Source organism: Longimicrobium sp., from assembly GCF_048594345.1.
In the GTDB taxonomy this organism is placed as follows: Bacteria; Gemmatimonadota; Gemmatimonadetes; order Longimicrobiales; family Longimicrobiaceae; genus Longimicrobium.
The window spans coordinates 1-16,365 of record NZ_JBMDXM010000163.1 but is presented as its reverse complement, the minus strand read 5'-3'; the positions used below and the strand labels follow the sequence as shown (position 1 = coordinate 16,365).

At 64.8% G+C, this 16,365-nt stretch carries 21 protein-coding genes and 1 pseudogene; 6 read left to right on the top strand and 16 right to left on the bottom strand.

All coding sequences use genetic code 11. From position 1 onward, the window contains the following. Nucleotides 1-90: 90 nt before the first annotated feature. Nucleotides 91-495, bottom strand: coding sequence for a metal-sulfur cluster assembly factor (locus tag ACOJUJ_RS17925; RefSeq protein ID WP_420128275.1), 405 nt, complete (start codon nucleotides 493-495; stop codon nucleotides 91-93). Next, nucleotides 495-1,439 (bottom strand): Phenylacetic acid catabolic protein, encoded by a 945-nt coding sequence (locus ACOJUJ_RS17920; protein WP_420128274.1) that lies wholly within the window; start codon nucleotides 1,437-1,439, stop codon nucleotides 495-497. The genes ACOJUJ_RS17925 and ACOJUJ_RS17920 overlap by 1 nt, the downstream gene beginning before the upstream one ends. Nucleotides 1,440-1,772: 333 nt before the next feature. Between ACOJUJ_RS17920 and ACOJUJ_RS17915 the strand changes: the two genes are divergently transcribed. Continuing rightward, the gene (locus ACOJUJ_RS17915; RefSeq protein WP_420128273.1) at nucleotides 1,773-2,429 is read left to right on the top strand and encodes a hypothetical protein; all 657 of its coding nucleotides are present in this window, start codon (nucleotides 1,773-1,775) and stop codon (nucleotides 2,427-2,429) included. 1,352 nt (nucleotides 2,430-3,781) lie between these two features. Here the strand turns inward: ACOJUJ_RS17915 and ACOJUJ_RS17910 are convergent. After that, nucleotides 3,782-4,072 (bottom strand): hypothetical protein, encoded by a 291-nt coding sequence (locus tag ACOJUJ_RS17910; RefSeq protein WP_420128272.1) that lies wholly within the window; start codon nucleotides 4,070-4,072, stop codon nucleotides 3,782-3,784. Nucleotides 4,073-4,271: 199 nt separating this feature from the next. On the opposite strand from ACOJUJ_RS17910, the gene ACOJUJ_RS17905 reads away from it, so the two are divergent. Then, complete coding sequence (locus ACOJUJ_RS17905; protein ID WP_420128271.1) at nucleotides 4,272-4,439, top strand: hypothetical protein; 168 nt, start codon at nucleotides 4,272-4,274, stop codon at nucleotides 4,437-4,439. Between the two features lie 75 nt (nucleotides 4,440-4,514). Here ACOJUJ_RS17905 and ACOJUJ_RS17900 read toward each other — a convergent pair whose 3' ends face one another. Then, nucleotides 4,515-4,733 carry a hypothetical protein gene (locus tag ACOJUJ_RS17900; RefSeq protein WP_420128270.1) on the bottom strand — a complete coding sequence of 73 codons (219 nt, stop codon included), beginning with the start codon at nucleotides 4,731-4,733 and terminating at the stop codon, nucleotides 4,515-4,517. After that, the gene (locus ACOJUJ_RS17895; protein ID WP_420128291.1) at nucleotides 4,717-4,962 is read right to left on the bottom strand and encodes a BrnT family toxin; all 246 of its coding nucleotides are present in this window, start codon (nucleotides 4,960-4,962) and stop codon (nucleotides 4,717-4,719) included. Before ACOJUJ_RS17895 ends, ACOJUJ_RS17900 begins: the two co-directional genes overlap by 17 nt. A gap of 165 nt (nucleotides 4,963-5,127) precedes the next feature. Between ACOJUJ_RS17895 and ACOJUJ_RS17890 the strand changes: the two genes are divergently transcribed. Then, nucleotides 5,128-5,367 carry a hypothetical protein gene (locus ACOJUJ_RS17890; RefSeq protein ID WP_420128293.1) on the top strand — a complete coding sequence of 80 codons (240 nt, stop codon included), beginning with the start codon at nucleotides 5,128-5,130 and terminating at the stop codon, nucleotides 5,365-5,367. A 328-nt stretch (nucleotides 5,368-5,695) separates the two neighbouring features. Here ACOJUJ_RS17890 and ACOJUJ_RS17885 read toward each other — a convergent pair whose 3' ends face one another. The 7 genes and pseudogenes from ACOJUJ_RS17885 to ACOJUJ_RS17855 all read right to left on the bottom strand — a co-directional run bounded on the left by ACOJUJ_RS17885 (nucleotide 5,696) and on the right by ACOJUJ_RS17855 (nucleotide 10,241). Continuing rightward, on the bottom strand, nucleotides 5,696-5,884 hold the full coding sequence (locus tag ACOJUJ_RS17885) for a pinensin family lanthipeptide (protein WP_420128269.1): 189 nt from the start codon (nucleotides 5,882-5,884) through the stop codon (nucleotides 5,696-5,698). A gap of 321 nt (nucleotides 5,885-6,205) precedes the next feature. Next, entirely contained in the window at nucleotides 6,206-6,568 is a 363-nt protein-coding gene (locus tag ACOJUJ_RS17880) for a pinensin family lanthipeptide (protein ID WP_420128268.1), read from the bottom strand. Between the two features lie 309 nt (nucleotides 6,569-6,877). After that, complete coding sequence (locus ACOJUJ_RS17875) at nucleotides 6,878-7,210, bottom strand: DMT family protein (protein ID WP_420128267.1); 333 nt, start codon at nucleotides 7,208-7,210, stop codon at nucleotides 6,878-6,880. A gap of 345 nt (nucleotides 7,211-7,555) precedes the next feature. Next, a complete protein-coding gene (locus tag ACOJUJ_RS17870) occupies nucleotides 7,556-7,831 on the bottom strand; it encodes a hypothetical protein (protein ID WP_420128266.1) in 276 nt (91 codons plus the stop codon). A 335-nt stretch (nucleotides 7,832-8,166) separates the two neighbouring features. After that, nucleotides 8,167-8,475, bottom strand: a complete 309-nt coding sequence (locus ACOJUJ_RS17865; RefSeq protein ID WP_420128265.1) for a pinensin family lanthipeptide — start codon at nucleotides 8,473-8,475, stop codon at nucleotides 8,167-8,169. Between the two features lie 300 nt (nucleotides 8,476-8,775). Continuing rightward, nucleotides 8,776-9,117 (bottom strand): hypothetical protein, encoded by a 342-nt coding sequence (locus tag ACOJUJ_RS17860; RefSeq protein WP_420128264.1) that lies wholly within the window; start codon nucleotides 9,115-9,117, stop codon nucleotides 8,776-8,778. Between the two features lie 374 nt (nucleotides 9,118-9,491). Then, nucleotides 9,492-10,241: pseudogene (locus ACOJUJ_RS17855) on the bottom strand (SDR family NAD(P)-dependent oxidoreductase). A gap of 126 nt (nucleotides 10,242-10,367) precedes the next feature. On the opposite strand from ACOJUJ_RS17855, the gene ACOJUJ_RS17850 reads away from it, so the two are divergent. Continuing rightward, nucleotides 10,368-11,030, top strand: coding sequence for a TetR/AcrR family transcriptional regulator (locus ACOJUJ_RS17850; protein WP_420128263.1), 663 nt, complete (start codon nucleotides 10,368-10,370; stop codon nucleotides 11,028-11,030). Nucleotides 11,031-11,229: 199 nt separating this feature from the next. Here the strand turns inward: ACOJUJ_RS17850 and ACOJUJ_RS17845 are convergent, their stop codons facing one another. The 3 genes from ACOJUJ_RS17845 to ACOJUJ_RS17835 all read right to left on the bottom strand — a co-directional run bounded on the left by ACOJUJ_RS17845 (nucleotide 11,230) and on the right by ACOJUJ_RS17835 (nucleotide 12,627). Beyond that, nucleotides 11,230-11,463, bottom strand: a complete 234-nt coding sequence (locus ACOJUJ_RS17845) for a hypothetical protein (RefSeq protein ID WP_420128262.1) — start codon at nucleotides 11,461-11,463, stop codon at nucleotides 11,230-11,232. Between the two features lie 47 nt (nucleotides 11,464-11,510). Next, nucleotides 11,511-11,768 (bottom strand): hypothetical protein, encoded by a 258-nt coding sequence (locus tag ACOJUJ_RS17840; RefSeq protein WP_420128261.1) that lies wholly within the window; start codon nucleotides 11,766-11,768, stop codon nucleotides 11,511-11,513. Between the two features lie 367 nt (nucleotides 11,769-12,135). Then, nucleotides 12,136-12,627: a nuclear transport factor 2 family protein gene (locus tag ACOJUJ_RS17835; protein ID WP_420128260.1), complete on the bottom strand. Its 492-nt coding sequence runs from the start codon at nucleotides 12,625-12,627 to the stop codon at nucleotides 12,136-12,138. Between the two features lie 169 nt (nucleotides 12,628-12,796). On the opposite strand from ACOJUJ_RS17835, the gene ACOJUJ_RS17830 reads away from it, so the two are divergent. After that, nucleotides 12,797-13,447, top strand: coding sequence for a RusA family crossover junction endodeoxyribonuclease (locus ACOJUJ_RS17830; RefSeq protein ID WP_420128259.1), 651 nt, complete (start codon nucleotides 12,797-12,799; stop codon nucleotides 13,445-13,447). Nucleotides 13,448-13,468: 21 nt separating this feature from the next. On the opposite strand, the gene thyX is transcribed toward ACOJUJ_RS17830, so the two are convergent. Continuing rightward, the gene (gene thyX / locus ACOJUJ_RS17825) at nucleotides 13,469-14,251 is read right to left on the bottom strand and encodes an FAD-dependent thymidylate synthase (protein ID WP_420128290.1); all 783 of its coding nucleotides are present in this window, start codon (nucleotides 14,249-14,251) and stop codon (nucleotides 13,469-13,471) included. A 228-nt stretch (nucleotides 14,252-14,479) separates the two neighbouring features. On the opposite strand from thyX, the gene ACOJUJ_RS17820 reads away from it, so the two are divergent. After that, nucleotides 14,480-16,270 carry a hypothetical protein gene (locus ACOJUJ_RS17820; protein WP_420128258.1) on the top strand — a complete coding sequence of 597 codons (1,791 nt, stop codon included), beginning with the start codon at nucleotides 14,480-14,482 and terminating at the stop codon, nucleotides 16,268-16,270. Nucleotides 16,271-16,365: the final 95 nt, after the last annotated feature.

The window sequence follows — 16,365 nt, the reverse complement described above, 5'->3', positions numbered from 1 at the left end:
TCAGTGCGTGAGTGCGTTAGTGCGTTGAGTGCGGAAGTGCGTGGTGCCCGGTGCAGTTCTCCCGCACTGACGCACTCACGCACTTCTCTTTTACATCGACACGCCGAACTTCCGGAGCGCCTCTCTGCCTTCGGGCGTGATCCGCGACTTGGTCCACGCCGGCGTCCACGTCTCGATCACCTTTACCTCATCCACCCCCGGCTCGCGCTGCAGGCGGTCCGCGATGTCGTAGTGGATAAAGGCCATGCACGGACACGCCGTCGCCGTGAACGTCAGGTCCACCTCCACCTGACCGCCGTCCTGGCGGATGTCGTAGATCAGGCCCAGGTCCACCAGCGAGATGGGGATCTCGGGATCCATCACCTCGCGCAGCGCGTCCCACAGGGGGCCGGTGCGCTCCGCCGGCGGACACGGATAGGCGGACGGCGCGTCGAGCAGCGCCGTGCCGCCCGCGTCCGATCCGCCGAAGCGCGATTCCGTCGTGCTGCAACTCATCAGGCGGCCGCCTCGAGCTGCTTGCGGAAGCCCTTGCCGTCCTGGATGCTCTCCACGAACGACTTGTTGGCCGGGCCGCGGCGCTTCCACCGCTCGAACACCTGCTCCCAGCTGATCTCGCCCTCGCCAAACAGCCACTGCTTCTCGTCCTCGTCGTACTCGCAGGGGAACGAGTATTCCAGCACGAACTTCTGCTGATCCTCGTCCCAGTGCGCCGGCACGTCGATGCCAATGCTCTCGCACAGCGGCACGGTAGACTTCATCCACGTCTGCCGCAGCTCGTCGTTGGTCATCCCCTTCAGGCGGTACTCCAGCTGGCCGCTGTGGCGCTTCATGTCGTCCGGCAGGCCAAACCACTCCACCGCCATGGGGAACATCCAGTCCACCGCGCGCTGGATCTGCGCCTTGGCCTCGCCGCCGGCGTTGCTCAGGCGCTTCATCCACATCTCGCCGTGGCGCAGGTGGAAGGTTTCTTCCTGGTCAACCTTTACCAGCGCGCGCTTCAGCGGGCCGTACGAGGTGTTCTTGAAGACGTCGCCCAGCAGCGTGATGCCCGCGCGGTCGTACAGGCCGTTGGCCACCACCAGCTCCGCCCAGTTCTCCAGCGGATGGTCGAAGCCGTACGGGTGCTTGAACTCGTGCGGCTGGCGTCCGTACACCAGCTGCTCCTTGTCCAGCCCCAGGTCTTCCAGCAGGCGGTACGCGATGTTTGCGTGGGCCAGCTCGTCCTGGATGATGGCCGTGGCGCTCACCATCGTATTGGTCGACGGCGCGTCCTTGGCCGCGCCGAAGTACGCCGGCGCGCTCACCAGCTCCGTGTCGGCCTGCACCAGCAGCTGAACGATCAGGGCCTTGCGGTACCCCTCCGTCATGTCATCCGGGTACTCGACGATAAAGCCGTTCTGTACCTTTTCCTTGAGCTCTTCGTCCGTGAAGCGGGCCATCCCTATGTCTCCGTGCCTGGTGCGAAGGGCTTTGGTTTCAGTCGATGCGCTCGCGGCGGCACCGGCTGCCCGGCGCGAAAGCCGGTTCCGTGCCGCCCATACCCCTGTATCGAACGATCGTTCGAACGGTCGTTAGGGGAGCGGGAACCTAACCCGCGCGCGGAGGGGGTGTCAAGAAGGCCGAAGTTGGGCCGAGGTTGTGCTGCTGTATTGGGACGGGAACCACAGCATTGCTTTGGGATACACTACTTCCTAGCTTAGACGTAGCCCCTTGCGCAGTGCTCGGAAATCTCCCGCACTGCCGCCTACACGTGTTCTGAATTAGGTGCGCAGATGTTAGAACCGCCGCCAATCCCGGAGGACTCCCGGTTCGCCCTCAGCCTTTTAGCTCGGCTGTCGGAAGACCAGCGGGCCGATTTCGTCGGACGCTTGGCACAGGCTGCCCCGACAACGTCGACGAGCCACTTCGCGGCTAACGTAATGCCCGTCGAGGGACTGCAAGAGGAGGAACTCAGCGTAGTTCTTGAAGAACTCCTCGCGATGAAAACAGCTCTCCGGCCGAAGACGGACGTAGAGGAGTTCGCAAAATCGGTCGCCGCTTCGATGAGCCGTGCGGACGTGGGGCTGATTCCAGCCGATCAGGTGCCCGGATTCACTGAGTTTCTTATCGAGATACTGGGTCGCCAGATCAACCTCAGCATTACTGCAGCGGCGGGGCAGTTGATGTTCGAATCTGAGCGTGTATTTGGCAGTGCAAAAGTGCTTACCGATTTGCGACCTGTGTATGAATCGGGCACTGGCTCACCTGTCGCTATGATGCCGGTGCACCTCCTAAAGATTTCAGTTGTCAATTCTGATCAAGAATACACTTTCGCTTTGGATGGTTTAGATCTTGTTCAAATTGGCCGCGAGATAAGCCGAGCGAGATCTCAGGAGAAAGATCTTCGTGACTTCGTTGAATCTGCAAGGCTCGTTTGGGTGGAGAGATGACTATGCAAAAGCTGCCTTCTATCAAGTCCCGAGTGGCGGTTCCTTCGTCCTCGGCACGCCCGAGCCACAGAGACGCATGGCGGTCCCGTGCTGCGACGGACGACAAGCGCTTAGCTTTCAGTGCGGTGAGAGAACGCAAGTGGTCCACGCAACTTGGGCGTGGAGGAGCGAAGGCAGAGGGTGATTCTGAGTGGCAATCGTTCGAAGCCATGAGATCACCTGTCGAGAGCGCAATCGCCTCGGCTACTTGGATTCTCGATCGGGAAGTAGATCCAGAAAGTGAGGACGGAGTTCGATACACAGCGGAGGCTCTGTCTCGCGCTGCTGAATTCGTTAGGAATCTGGAAGGGATCGCCAACCGAAACTTTGCTTGTCAGTTGCCCCCGCCCCGCTTCGCTCCAGGTGACGACGGGGGTATAGATATTTTGTGGGATACGGGCATATTCCAAATGCTCATAAGCTATCCTGCGGATTGTGGCTTTGCGACATTTTTTGGGAAGAATAGAAGCGGCGAGTCGGTGCGAGGCCAATTCGATTCCAGACGCGAAGCTTGTGTAATTGTTGCATGGATCGTTGAGCAAGATTGATGTGGGAACGCGAAGAAATCCCTGATGAGGACAAGCTATACCTTCGGGTGCATCGCCAGAGCATTGACCCAGACGGAAGACTTGTGCCCAGTGCATTCCGAGCCCGGGATGGCGGAATGTCCGTGGATTGGGAGCGATATTCGAATCCCGTTGAAACGCGGTTGCGAGCGAAACGCGCACCTGAGAACAACGGAGTTGTATCCATTGTCGCGGGGTTCGTGCGGCAACTACCACTTTTGTCCGTGATTCATTCACCCGACATAAAAGAGGACAATAGGAGCCATTGTGACGTGCTTGGGATGGATGGGCCGTCGAAAGAGGAGGCACGTTTGGCACTGATTGAGCACACGAAAGCCAGAGGATGGGAGATTCATCCTGACGAACCGCTGCCATGACCGTGCTTAGACCGGAGCAACTCAGGACATAGCCCTGCGCCGTGCCTGTGCGAGTCTGACTTTTAGGGCCTACTTTCTTCGGTGTGCCCCCTCTTGACTACGCGCATTCTGAAATGCTGGTCAATCTGTCGGGCTTCGAGCGGGTACACTCCCGTGGTTTAGCACGCCGGCTCCGGTCTTTTCCGTAGTGCTGATGATGACTCCGACCGTGAGCGGACGTGGGCCGCAAACTTACGCGCAACGTTGCGCAGTGCCCGCAAGGCGCTGGTCCTGCTCTGCGCCTTTTTCATTGCGCGCTAGTTTGCGCGAATAACCTTTTCGCTAGTGCGCGTCATTACGCCGGTAGTGGTCATCGGCCCCGCATTGGGCGCTATTTGCGGTGCGGGTCAGCAATTTTGACGTATTCGCTTAGCTCCGCCGCAAGCCGCTCCGCCGCCTCCGCCCGCTCGCGATTTGCCGCCGCGCCGCGCTCAGCCATCGTCGCCAGCACCGCCTCCCAGCCCGCGCGCGGCTTATGGCGGCCGGAGTCAGCACGCCAGCGATGCGCGAGGTTCAGGCTCACGCCGAACTCCTTCGCGACCTCATCCATTGAGACGCCGGTTGATTCTCGCAGCCGGTCAACTGCGTCTCGAAAACGTGCGCGTTCGCTGACTGCATCCATTGTGATTTATGGTTTATGTTACACTTTGCCAAGGCCCGTTGGTTTAGTATTTTTGTGACCAGCAGGGGCAAAGAAAAGGCTGACCGTAACTCCCGCGAAGAAGACCGGCCAGCCTTACCAGCGAACAGACCCGAGGGCCGCCCGCTACCGCAAGTGTAGCCCTGCCGGGCGCTAGGGGTCAAGCCCACCGGAGGCCACGATGCCCACCAAGCAGAAGCGCCAGGCGCCCGCCCCGCAGCCGCAGCACGGCTACACCATCCGCAAGAAGGATCGCAACTGGATGGTGCTCGATCCGCAGGGCCAGCTGGTGTGCCTGACCGTCTACAAGCGAGGCGCGCTGGAGGTGGTGCGGCGGCTGGCGGGGTGAACCGGAGTGACGATAGAACGGCAGCCGCGGACGAGAAAATCCGCGGCTGCCGTGTATGTCAGCCTGGGGCGGAGACTACACTAGCTCGGGCACCTGCTGCTCGCGAATGATGCCGGCAAGCGCGCGTAGAGCCCGATTCACTGAGGCTTGATCGCGAAACACTTCAGCGACGTCTGGGTCGAGCAGCACGACGTTGGTTCCCTTCGCGTATCGCTCCGCGTACTTGCCACGCACGCCACCACTAAAATCGTACTCCGCGCGCATCTCGTCGGCGTCGTCAGCCTTCTTCTTCATATGTCCTCCGTTCGCGCCGTGTGGCCGTCCGTGCGCTGCAAATACGAAGCGCATCCTGCCGCTCCGTGTGCACAACTGAGAGCAACCGCCCTGCCGCAGATCTTCCTAGAAGCAGGAATCGCTCCTCCGATTCTGAGTGATCGGGATCAGGAACTGCTATCGAGAGCGGATCGCCGAACGCGGTAGAGGCCTCAACGGCAGCCGCGGGCGACGGAGCCTGCGGCTGCATGCCCTTCATCAACAGCGCCCAGGCAGGCCACGCAAAAGAACGCTCCACGGGTCGAGCCTGGGTTGAAATCCTCTGCATGGAAGTGCTTTCGATCGCGGGCAGGCTCCGCCATCTTTCAACAGCCTGCCAACTCGGTGCCTGCAAACACACGTCTTCGGAGGAACAATGAAGAAGCTGAAACTCCAAATCGACGCACTGAAGGTTGAGTCGTTCGAGGCCGCCGACGTGAAAATCGCCCGCGGAACTGTGCACGGACGCGGCCCGGTTACGCCGCTGTGTGACAGCGTGCGGATGTGCCTTCCTTACGACCCGAGTTATGAGCCGTGCCCTGTCTATACCGACAGGTGCGACAGCGACCGGACCGTAAACGCCGTCTGTACCTGCGGGCTTAGCTGCGCCTGCTGACGCGCGCGCGGGTCGAGGCGGCTCCGCGCCGCAGGAAAACGCCTGGCGGATGCCGCCCAGCGTGCTGGACGGATGCCGTGTGCCTGACCGTCAACAAGCGCGGCGCGGTGGAGGTGGTGCGGCGGTTGGCGGTGTAAGGGGCGGAGATAACGAACGGCAGCCGCGGATCAGGAATCCGCGGCTGCCGCACTTCATGTGTTGCTGGGGGCTACAGCGGGGGGGCGACCACCGGCTCGCCGGGCTCGTAGTAGCTCCAGCATACGTCGCGGCACCCGCTGCCGTACGAGCACCGGACGGTGCAGCCGTAGGTGCAGTCCATGTAGTTGGTCTAGCCGCACTCGCGAGCGTCGTACGTGTGCGCCCCGATGGTGCCGGTGCCGGGGTTCACGACGGGGCCGGTCGTCACGGGATACGCGGGCACGTCCGCGTGGCCGGCGACGGTACCGCGCCGCTGCGGCTCGATGCCCGTAGTCATGAACGATTCCACCTGTAGCGACTCAAGCTTCAGTTTGCGCATGATCACGTTCCCCCGCGGTGCGTGAATGCTCGCCTGCGGCTACAGGCGATGCCTTGCCATGATAAGCGTATTGTGGCGGGTTATGCAACGTTTGCGTGCCGGGTTCGCGCAGCTGTTGTCGCTACGGCGATTCGCTGGATGATAAGCGATCCGGCAGGGCCAACTGTGTGCCTGACCGTCCACAAGCGCGGCGCGGTGGAGATGGTGCGGCGGCCGGGGGCTGAGGATCGCCGGGCGCGGAGGGACGCATAGAGGGGATGCCGCGATCAGGCATCCCCTCGTTCCGCCATCACGCTGGGCCTGCTTGAATCGGCACCCGACCTACGCCGTGCAGGTCTTGTAGTTCGAGCAGTAATACGTTTCGCCGCAGACGGAATAGGTACAGTCCAGATAATGCGTGTCGCCGCAGGCCTGAATATCCATTGTGCAGGCGCACTGCGAATCCATGCTGCAGTTACAGTTGGTAGGGTACGTGACGCCGCAGGCGGAATAGGTACAGTCGAGGTAGTTCGTGTCGCCGCAGGCCTGTAGATCCATGGTGCAGGCGCACCACGAATCCCCGGATTGTACGCACTGCCAATGTTCGGTTTTGGCATGTGCCTGCACGGTGCCGCGCGCCTGGTGCGGAGCAGCGGTGGTCTCGAACGACTGGACCTGCAGCGACTCCAGCTTGAGCTTGTGCATGACGATGTCCGATTACGAGGGAGGAGGAGGGGGTCTCACAGCGGGATGGTGTGATTCTGCAAGTATGGCGGAAATTGCGCAATCTTCCTGCTCTTGTGGTGTCGGCTCCCCACCTCCCGGTCGCGAAGAAAGATGGGTTGTCGTCGCGGCGGATGAACACGTCCACGTCCATCCCGGACGCGCCTCATCGTTCCCATCGAGCTTCGGCAGCTTGGGACAGCGGCGGGCTCAGGCAACGACACCCGTTCCGCCACCGCGTGCGGCGCTTCATCCGCAGGCCCATCCGCGACCGCCATCTACGCTGCTGGCTCACTTGCGCCAGGTGATGAGCACGGTCGCCACCGCCAGCAGACCAAAGCCGACCCACTGCATCGTCGTCAGCTGTTCTCCCAGCACGAAGTGCGCGACCAGGGCCACGGCCACCACCCCGAACGCCAGGTGGAACGAGGCCATCTGCGCGCCTGTGTACGTGCCGTATCCGTACCGGGTGGCGCCTACGTTCAGCACGTACTCGGGCAGCACCAGCAGCCAGCTCACCCCCAGCGCCACCCAGAAGCCGATGCTGTCGCGGTAGCGCAGGTGCCCCAGCCAGGCCAGCGCCATCAGCACGCTCGAGCAGAGCATCAGAACGGGAACGAGCACGAGCTTAGTCACGGTTGTCCGGAGGAGAGGGAAACGGAGTCGGCGGGGGACGGGGCTCGCCAGCGACGAAGATCCGTGTACGGCGGCGAGACGGCAACAATCCGCGGCAGGATTGTAGCTTGATGATGCTCAATCCGCAGGATCAACGGGTGTGCCTGACCGTCTGCAAGCGCGGCGCGGTAGCGGTGGTGCAGCGGCTGGCGGGGTGACAAAACGCAGGCAGCCGCGGGAGACGGATCCAGCGGCTGCCGATCGTCATCTACGAGCGTGCCGGACCGGCGGCAGCTGAAAGCCGGTGAGAGGGGAAAGGTTCAGCTACCGCGCGGGCGGCGCTACACCGTCAGCTCACTCCGGGCAGGTGGGCTGTCCGGATTCGCATCCCTCGCCCCGGTGACAGGTGGGAGGGCACGTCTGGTACCAGGTCACGGGAGGATAGTCGGGACAGTTGGCCGTGCACCCGTCGTGGCAGGTCGCCGTGGGGCAGTAGATCTCGGCGCTGGGGCTGCAGTACGGGACCGTGTTCTGCAGGCCTTCGACGGTTCCCTGCTCCCGCCGATCGGGCGCGGTGGTCTCGAACGTTTCGACGGCCACTGCTTCGAGGTTCAGCTTCAGCTTTGCCATGTGCGCTCCAGAGGTGGGTGGGTTACGGAAAGGTACGTGAGGATCTCACCGGCTCACGTTGCGGGAACAACCGGATGTCAGTCGGATCGGGAGTGCGGAGGTGTGGCGGATGGGCAGGCGGTGGAGCAATCGCTGCTGGACGGCGGAGGCTCCTTTTCTGGGGATACCCAAACAGGTGCCGGGAGTTGCGACGGCTTGATGGAGGATCGCGCAGGTGCACGGACCGTGCGACCGCTCCTGATTCCGGGGCGGCACGTCGGGGCTCCAATCCGTCATACATGCGAAGAGGGGATGCCGCGCATCGGCATCCCCTTTTTGCGTTCACTGGCGGGTGATCACGCCGTGCAGTCGGCGGTGGGGTCTATCCAGCAGTAGTTGCCGCCGCAGGTGTTGTACAGCCGCGTGCAGCCGTAGGTGCAGTCCATGAACTCGGTGTGCGGGCAGGTGGCCGGATCGTACGACTCGTGGCAGGTGTTCGGATCGTACGTCGGGGCGTAGCATCGCACGCAGTACGAAGGACCTGTGTTCCTGCTGACGGGGTCGACGTCGTCCGCATGGCCCTCGACGGTGCCGCTCACCGCGCGTGTGGATGCTGTGGTTTCGAACGATTCTACCTGCAGCGACTCCAGCTTCAGCTTGCGCATCTGTCAACTCCGGAAGAGGATCGGGGGGGATACGCCCGCAGAGCCGAGCGCTGGATGAATCTGGAATAATGTCGGTAATTGTGCAAGTTGGCGGGCAGCGGAAGTCGATGGATTTGGGGATGGAGGATAGCATCAGGAGCGATCCAACCTGGATGGTGCTCGATCCGCAGGGTCGACTGGTGTGCCTGACGATACACAGGCGTGGCGCGGCAGAGGTGGTGCGGCGGCTGGCGGCGTGACGGAGCGCGGGATCCGACGAGGGGATGCCGCGGACGGGCATCCCCTCGTTCAGCTTCGCCTTCAGACGGAGCGCGTATCTACCACGCAGCGCGCGGTGTACTCGATCGCGCAGTACCCGTCGCAGGTGTTGAAGTGAGGATCACACGTGTTGGCCGTGCAGCCGCCGAGCGTACAGTCAAAGACATTGGTTTCGCCGCAGTCCTGCACGTTGTAGGTATCGATTCCGCAGACAGGGGCATCGGTCCACTGCTCGCACACCGCGCACACCGACACGCGCGTGCCCGGCTGAGTGGTGGTGCCCGCGTCGTCCAGGTTGCCGTGAATGGTACCCCGCAGGCGGGGTGCCGCCGGCGTCGTCTCGAACGATTCGACGTGCAGTGCTTCAAGCGTCAGCTTGCGCATGATCCAACCCTGGTGTGCGTGAGGGGTTCACCCGCATCCGCGGACGATACCAGAAATGATTATCCCCTCCAGATGTATTCCGCAATACTTGTCTTCTACTGTGATTGATGGCGAGGTGCGGAACGCGATGCAAACGATCGTTGAACCTGATTGTCCGGTGAACGCGAAGTGAGGGTGATTGGACGCCTGGCGCTGGGAGGATCGCCGGCCGCCCGGACGACGCCAGCGAGGGAATGCCGCGGCCCGGCACCCCCTCGTTTGCGTCGTCGTAGGCTGCGCATCCGGCAAACCGGCGGACAAAGGAAAACAACCGCGGACACGAGTCCGCGGCTGTTTTCACGTCATCCACCACGAGCCACGCGGTGGGGGCTACATCACCACGGCAGCGGGCCGTCCGGACCCGTGAACGTGCCGGTGGGGCCGTCCGTCTCCAGGGCCACGCGCACGGGGGCGCGGGAGCCCTCCTCGATCGACTCTACGCCCTGAAAGTTGTTGAGCGCCGTCGCGGTAAAGCCCGGACTCACCGCGTTGACCTTGATGTTGGTCCCCTCCAGGTCGTTCGCAAAGGCGAGCGTAATCGCGTTGAGGGCGGTCTTGGACGCGGCGTACCCGGGGCCGAACACGCCCCGGTACGGAAAGCCCGGATCCGCGGTCAGGGTGAGCGAGCCAACGTTGCTGGACACGTTGACGATGCGCGCCGCCGGCGCCTGGCGCAGCAGCGGCAGCATGGCCTGCGTGACGGCGATAACGCCGAACACGTTCGTCTCCTACACGGCGCGCACCTCGTCGAGCGATGCCACGCTCGCCCGGCCCTCCTCGATCACCTGCTCGAGCGTCTTGCCCGGCGCGCCGGCGTGCGAGATGGCGGCGTTGTTCACCAGCAGGTCCAGGCGTCCGAACTCGGTCCGGACACGCTCCGCGGCGGCCGCGACGGAGGCCGGATCGGTGACGTCCAGCTGGATGGCGTGCGCATCCGCCCCGATCTCTTTCACCGCGGCCTCACCCTTCTGGAGATTGCGCGACCCGGCGAGCACCGTGTAGCCGTTGGCCGCGAGCTCCTTCGCGATCTGCAGACCGATTCCCTGGTTGGCGCCGGTTACCAGGGCGGTGGGCTTGCTTTGCATGATGATCTCCCAGAACGTGTTCGGCAGGTGGTCTGTCCCGGCTCGATGCGTTATCATCAGAAGCGGAACAGTGCTCCGGTAATATGCGGAACAATGTTCCGTTTAGTCAAGAGGAAGGGAAGCTCCATGCACGGAAACGAGAAGACGCCGGACAAGCCGCCGGTTCCGGATGCACCCGGCGGAGCCGCGCGTGCCGTCCGCGCCGATGCGCAGCGCAACATCGACACGCTACTGGAGGCGGCCAAGGACGTGTTCGCCGAATCGGGCGTGGATGCGCCGGTGCGCGAGATCGCCGCGCGGGCCGGGGTGGGTGTCGGCACCCTGTATCGCCATTTTCCGCAGCGGGCGGACCTGGTGGCGGCGGTCTTTCGCCGCGAGGTCGACGCCTGCGCCGCCGAAGCCCCCGTCCTGGCGACCGAGCACGAGCCGGGTGAGGCGCTGGCGCGCTGGCTGCGGCGATACACCCGCTTTATCGCCACCAAGCGCGGGCTTGCCGCGGCGCTGCACTCGGGAGATCCCGCGTTCGAACCCCTGCCCGCGTACTTTCAGCAGCATCTTGGGCCCGCCCTGGAATCGCTGCTGGATGCGGCGGCGGCCGCCGGCGCGGTCTGCCGTGACGTGGACGCCAACGACCTGCTGCGAGGCGTGGCCAACCTGTGCCTCTCCACCGGCGAAGAGGGGGCCCGGCATAGCCAGCGCATGGTCGACCTGCTCATCGACGGGCTTCGCTACGGCGCCCGCCCCGCCGCGGCGGACCTCCCGCCGCGGCCGGACAAGGCCGGTGGGTGACGCGCCGGCCGGGCAGGTGCGAGAACCAGGGGTGCCTGGATGGTGCGCCGCCTTGCCATCCACAAGCGAGACGTGGCGCGGCAGGGGCGGTGCCTGACAGCGGCAGCGCCGCAACGAGAAAGAGGGGGATGCCGCGGATGGGCATCCCCTCGTTTGATTGCCCGTGTGTCAGTGCTGGGCTACACGCGGCGTCCCCGGATCAGCAGATCTCGCAGGACGCGAAGCCCGAGCAGACAAGCGTGCAGTCCAGGTATTCGGTGTCGCCGCAGACCTGGTAGTCGTACGTCTTGCAGTCCCGGCCTCGGGAGAACGGGCAGACGCAGACCGACTGGCCGGAATCGGCGTGGGCCTGCACGGTGCCGCGCTCCGGCGGCGTGCTCGAGGTGGTGTCGAACGACTCCACCTTCAGCGACTCCAGCTTCAGCTTGCGCATCGTACGATCCGGTCGGGGTAGGGGATGATGGGGTGGCGCGGTCCAGGTTACACGCAGTCGAACTCGGTCAGGTCGCACTGTCCGATGCTGGGGCAGCCCAGGCTGCAGTCGAAGTACCGCGTCTCGCCGCAGAGCACCACGTCGTACGTGTCGGGCTCGCAAACGTTGTCGTACGAGTGCCGGCAGATCTGGCAGTACGACAGGCCGGTGTCCTGGTGGCCCGCGACTGTACCACGCAGCCGCGGGGTGGCGGCGGTGGTATCGAACGATTCTACCTGCAGCGACTCCAGCTTCAGCTTGCGCATGGGTTTACTCCCGGAAGGGGATCGGGGGGGATACGCCCGTGTCGGCGGGCGGTTGAGTGGAAGCTGTTATATTGTCGCCAATTGCGCAACCGCATGAACGCGCCGGTCCGTAACACAATCGTCGCTGCGTCTTAAGGACTGTGGTAAATGGTTGTGTTTGATCAAGATGGAGCGAAGACGATATGCAGCCGGAGGCGCGGACTCGCAAGGTCATCCGGGTGCGCTTGTCCGTCCCCAGAACGGCGCCGTAGGTGTGGTGCGCCGGCTGGGGCGTGAGCGCCACACGGACCTGAAAGTGAAGAGGGGATGCCGCGGGTGGGCATCCCCTCTTCACGTGCGGTGAGCGAGCCGCCTGACCGCGACCCGCTCACTCCGGCGGCGGCTCGGCGAGGCCGCTCTCCCGCATGTGCTTGGCAAGGCCGCGGCGGGCGGTGTCGCGCACCTTGTTCTGCAGCACGGGCGTCCAGCCCAGCATCAGGCCGGCGGGGCCCAGTGCCTGGCGGGCCCACGCGTAGAAGTTGAAAGTGTCGGTGTGGCGCACGATCAGGCCGTCGCGAAACTCGAACTCCGCGTCGATGCGGTTGAGCACCTTGCGCCCCGTCTGGCCAAAGGTGTAGCGGGCGTCCCAGTGCGCGCGCCCCCGCCGGTCGTCGGCCTCGATGTCGGTGGCGCTGACCTCCAGATCTTTCGCGCGGCCGGTGAGCATGGTCCACATCGCCCCCACCTGCGGCCCGCGCAGCTCGCCGAACGCGGGGTCGGTAAACACGACGTCCGGGTGATAGCACGCCTTCATCCCCTCGGCGTCCAGCCCGGCAAAGGCGTCGTAGAAGCGGCGGATGAGCGCGGCGTTGGGGTGCATGGGGTCCTGGGGGAGGGAGGGGAAGACAGGGAAACGTGCGCCGGCTGAACCGTGCGGCGCGTGTCGTCAGTCCGCCACGCGGATGCTCAGGTCCAGCGCCTTGAAGAGGATGCCAGTCAGCCGTACCTTCTTTGCCCCCAACCTTTCGCCTCGAACCGGAGTCTGGCTGGTGCTGCCCCTCGACGTTCCCCCGGAACACGGAGTGATCACCTTCGATGTCGCGGTTGCCCCGGTATCACTCCAGTCCACCGGTGCGCGAAAGGCAGGCGTGGTGTCGGCGGTGCGGGCGTGTGTCTCCGGTTGCGAATACCTACTCGGCGGCGACGTCAAGATCGCAATCCAGTGGCAGATTTCCGAGCGCGCACGATATGAGTCGGACAGCGCCGCGGACGTCGACAACATCGTAAAGCCCATTCTGGACGCGCTATCGGGTCCTGACGGGATCATGGTGGATGACTGCCAGGTGCAGGAGCTGACCTGCTACTGGACGGGAGGATACGCCGACCCGGAAACGGAGCAGATCTCCATCGAGCTACGCTTTGAACCCGGCGCGTACCTGCGGAAGTCCGGTCTGTTGTTCCTGCGCGTGGAGAACGGGCTGTATTTTCCGATCCACGACGACGTAGATCCCCGCGCGATTCTGTATCTGGCGGAGCATCTCATCCGCCGGTTTCAGATCCCGCGCGAGTTGACGGCCATCGGCATCGACCCACAACAGGCGCACATCACGCTACCCATCCAGCGCGTATTCCACAGATCCAAGCTGGGCAGCAGCTTTCGCACGACCACCCTGGAGGAAGTGCGAGAGCGTTTCGGATAGCGAGGAACCCGGCTGTGGAGCTCACACCTTGTTGTGGGAGCTGTCGATGATCGCCACGCCGTCTTCGTGATCTACCGTTCGCAGGTCCTTGAAGATGTGCGGCGCCTCGTTCTGCAGCACGCCCAGAACCGCCACCGCCAGCCTGCGGATCTCGACGTCGGCCGTGGGACTGCCGCGCATCTCGCAGAAGTGACGCCACGCCCGGGCGTTTCCGGTCACCACGATCTTGGTTTCGGCGCAGTTCAGCAGAACGGAGCGTGCAGCCTGCCGCGCCCGCTTCTTACGCATCGTCGGCGTGCCATGGTCTCCTACCTGGGCGATCATCTCCGCGAGCAGCGACCGGTAGGAGGACAGCGATGCCTCGCACGCATTCGACCATACCTCGAAGGCCCCGGTCCCCTCCTCGATTTCGGGGGGGAGGACGAAGCCGATGGTGGACTCGTCCACGTATCGCTGGGAAAGCTGCGAAAACCCGAACCCCGCGCGATGCCGAACCAGCTCGTGCGTCAACGTGCGGCTGACACCCTCGATAAGCATGCTCCACACGGCGTGCTCCAGCACGGAGCCATGCTTGGTGGTAAGGATGTTGGCGAGGTACGCCTCGTTGGTGGTGCGGCCGGGAATGCTCTTGTGCCCTCCTTCCAGCCCCGCGTCCTCGCCAAAGCTCAGGTAGCAGAGGCGGCCCGCGAACTCGGCGACCACCTCGCCCGCGACCTCGCTGTCGCTTTCCCAGTTGATGTGCTCGGGGTAGACGAACTGCTGGCGTGCCAGAACGGTGACGCGCGGCTCGCGGATGATCTGCATGGGCACCGTACGAAAAGCGGAAGGTGAACGGCGGACGCGAAAAGGTAGGCGCGCGCGCCGGGCGGGACAAGGCGATCCCCCGCGTCGGCCCCGGACGCACGTTCTCACTTGTTTCTGCGCATATTGTCCGTATCTGGTATTGCGGGCCCGGCCTTTGCGTTGCCGCCGGGGCAACGGCCGCGCGAGTGCGAGGCCGAGTGGGAACCAGGGAAAGCGCGGGAGAGTGGTATGCGATCGCACGGTGTGCGGGCGGTCGTCTGCGGCCTTGTGCTGCTGGCGGCGTGCGACGACGGCCCCACGGGGCCGCGGGTGGTGGAGGGCGAGGGGCAGCTGACGGCGCCACGGGCCGAGGCGCGATTCGAGGTGCAGGCACAGGCCACCGGCAGCTTTCGCCCGGGCCAGCCGGTGCAGATCACGGTGAAGGGACGGTCCAGGCTGCGGACGGCCGACGCCGAGGTGCGCCTGGTGCTTCCCGAGCTGGCGGCGCTGCGGGCCGGCGGGGGGCAGCGGATGAAGCTGGAGGTGGGCCACGAGGTGCAGCCGGAGATCTCCGTACGGCAGGCCACCGGACGCGGGCAGTCGCTCAACCGCACGGCCAACGTCACCTTTGACCGGCCGGGCTACTACCAGGTCATCGCCTCCATCGTGCAGCGCTCCGACGACGCGGCGGACGAGCAGCCGTCCAGCGGAGACCCGGCGTCGGGAACGGCGCACGACATCATCTGGCTGTGGATCGCCGAGAGCGGCGGCCGCGTGACGGACGACTTTGAAGAGGCGCGGTTTCCCGCGGGCGTGCACGTGGCCCCCGGCCCGCTGACCCCGGAAACCGAGCCCATGCCGGGCTCCAGCGAGCGCGCGCCCGGCGAGGGCACGGGCACGCGTCCGGCCGGCCTGCGCGCCTCGCACGCGCCCATCGCCGGGTGGGTGGACATCCACGCGGCGTACGCCAACCCCGACGCCGGCGGCACGGCCACGCCCATCCCCAACGCCCGCTACGAGTTCTACATCTACACCGCGAGCGGCGCCTACGTAGAGATGCGTCCCGGCACCACCGGCAGCGACGGGCTGGCCTTTACGCAGTGCTACAAGGACGCGGCGGGCACGTACGGCAGCTACCGGCTGCGGGTGTTCCTGGACAACACGCGGCTGGTGATGAACGTGCCCATGGCCATCGACGCCACGGGATGGTTCAGCAGCCAGTGCGGCACCGTGACCACGGCCCAGACCACCACCGAGGCGCAGAAGATGAGCGCCCACGTGTACACCAACCTGGACCGCGACATCCGCTACAGCGATTCGTACTTCGGCGTGCAGCGGCCGCGCATCACCGTCCGGGTGGAGCCGGCGGCGTACAGCACCTACGAGTGGAACACGACCAAGAACCTGGTCATCGACACCTCCATCGACACGAACTACCCTTCGTCGCAGGTGTGGGGCGAGTACGGCCAGTTCGTTCAGGCGCACGAGTACGGCCACGCCCTGCACGAGGAGTCGCTGGGCGGCGCCAAGCGCTACTACGTGAACTGTCCCGAGCCGCACGGCCCCGGCGATCCCACCACCCTGGGCTGCGCGCTGGCGGAGGGGTTCCCCGACTACTACGCCGTTACCGTCGCGGGCGCGTACACGCCGGGATGGCGCAGCCGGATCGAGTCGAACTACTACCTTCCCGCCACCACCAGCCCCAACGGGGCCATCTACGAGGGCGCGGTGGCGGCGTTCCTGTACGACATCACCGACAGCGGCACCACCGAGGCGCACGACCAGACCGCGTACCCCGGCAGCTACGTCGCCACCATCGTGCGCACCTGCGAGGCGTACAACGGCGCGTGGGCCTTCAACAGCGGGGTGGACCACCTGGCGCACTGCTTCATGGGAAGCGTCACCGACGCGGCGCAGTTCGGCCGCACCCCGGCGCCCACGGCGGTTCGCGAGGGGGCTACGGAGCCGGAGGCCAATCCCACGCGCGCCACCAAGATCCGCAAGAACTACCAGAAGAACCTGTTCAACCGGGTCGTGTAAGCGTCCGGCCCGGTTGCTCCGGGCGCGTCATGGGGTGGCGGGGAGCGCGCGGGGCGGGCCGCGCGCTGCACGCCGCCGCGCTGGCCGGTCCGGGG

Coding starts and splice junctions, on each gene's coding strand:
- ACOJUJ_RS17925 (WP_420128275.1), bottom strand. CDS start 495: ATGAGTTGCAGCACGACGGAATCGCGCTTCGGCGGATCGGACGCGGGC.
- ACOJUJ_RS17920 (WP_420128274.1), bottom strand. CDS start 1,439: ATGGCCCGCTTCACGGACGAAGAGCTCAAGGAAAAGGTACAGAACGGC.
- ACOJUJ_RS17915 (WP_420128273.1), top strand. CDS start 1,773: ATGTTAGAACCGCCGCCAATCCCGGAGGACTCCCGGTTCGCCCTCAGC.
- ACOJUJ_RS17910 (WP_420128272.1), bottom strand. CDS start 4,072: ATGGATGCAGTCAGCGAACGCGCACGTTTTCGAGACGCAGTTGACCGG.
- ACOJUJ_RS17905 (WP_420128271.1), top strand. CDS start 4,272: ATGCCCACCAAGCAGAAGCGCCAGGCGCCCGCCCCGCAGCCGCAGCAC.
- ACOJUJ_RS17900 (WP_420128270.1), bottom strand. CDS start 4,733: ATGAAGAAGAAGGCTGACGACGCCGACGAGATGCGCGCGGAGTACGAT.
- ACOJUJ_RS17895 (WP_420128291.1), bottom strand. CDS start 4,962: ATGCAGCCGCAGGCTCCGTCGCCCGCGGCTGCCGTTGAGGCCTCTACC.
- ACOJUJ_RS17890 (WP_420128293.1), top strand. CDS start 5,128: ATGAAGAAGCTGAAACTCCAAATCGACGCACTGAAGGTTGAGTCGTTC.
- ACOJUJ_RS17885 (WP_420128269.1), bottom strand. CDS start 5,884: ATGCGCAAACTGAAGCTTGAGTCGCTACAGGTGGAATCGTTCATGACT.
- ACOJUJ_RS17880 (WP_420128268.1), bottom strand. CDS start 6,568: ATGCACAAGCTCAAGCTGGAGTCGCTGCAGGTCCAGTCGTTCGAGACC.
- ACOJUJ_RS17870 (WP_420128266.1), bottom strand. CDS start 7,831: ATGGCAAAGCTGAAGCTGAACCTCGAAGCAGTGGCCGTCGAAACGTTC.
- ACOJUJ_RS17865 (WP_420128265.1), bottom strand. CDS start 8,475: ATGCGCAAGCTGAAGCTGGAGTCGCTGCAGGTAGAATCGTTCGAAACC.
- ACOJUJ_RS17860 (WP_420128264.1), bottom strand. CDS start 9,117: ATGCGCAAGCTGACGCTTGAAGCACTGCACGTCGAATCGTTCGAGACG.
- ACOJUJ_RS17850 (WP_420128263.1), top strand. CDS start 10,368: ATGCACGGAAACGAGAAGACGCCGGACAAGCCGCCGGTTCCGGATGCA.
- ACOJUJ_RS17845 (WP_420128262.1), bottom strand. CDS start 11,463: ATGCGCAAGCTGAAGCTGGAGTCGCTGAAGGTGGAGTCGTTCGACACC.
- ACOJUJ_RS17840 (WP_420128261.1), bottom strand. CDS start 11,768: ATGCGCAAGCTGAAGCTGGAGTCGCTGCAGGTAGAATCGTTCGATACC.
- ACOJUJ_RS17835 (WP_420128260.1), bottom strand. CDS start 12,627: ATGCACCCCAACGCCGCGCTCATCCGCCGCTTCTACGACGCCTTTGCC.
- thyX (WP_420128290.1), bottom strand. CDS start 14,251: ATGCAGATCATCCGCGAGCCGCGCGTCACCGTTCTGGCACGCCAGCAG.
- ACOJUJ_RS17820 (WP_420128258.1), top strand. CDS start 14,480: ATGCGATCGCACGGTGTGCGGGCGGTCGTCTGCGGCCTTGTGCTGCTG.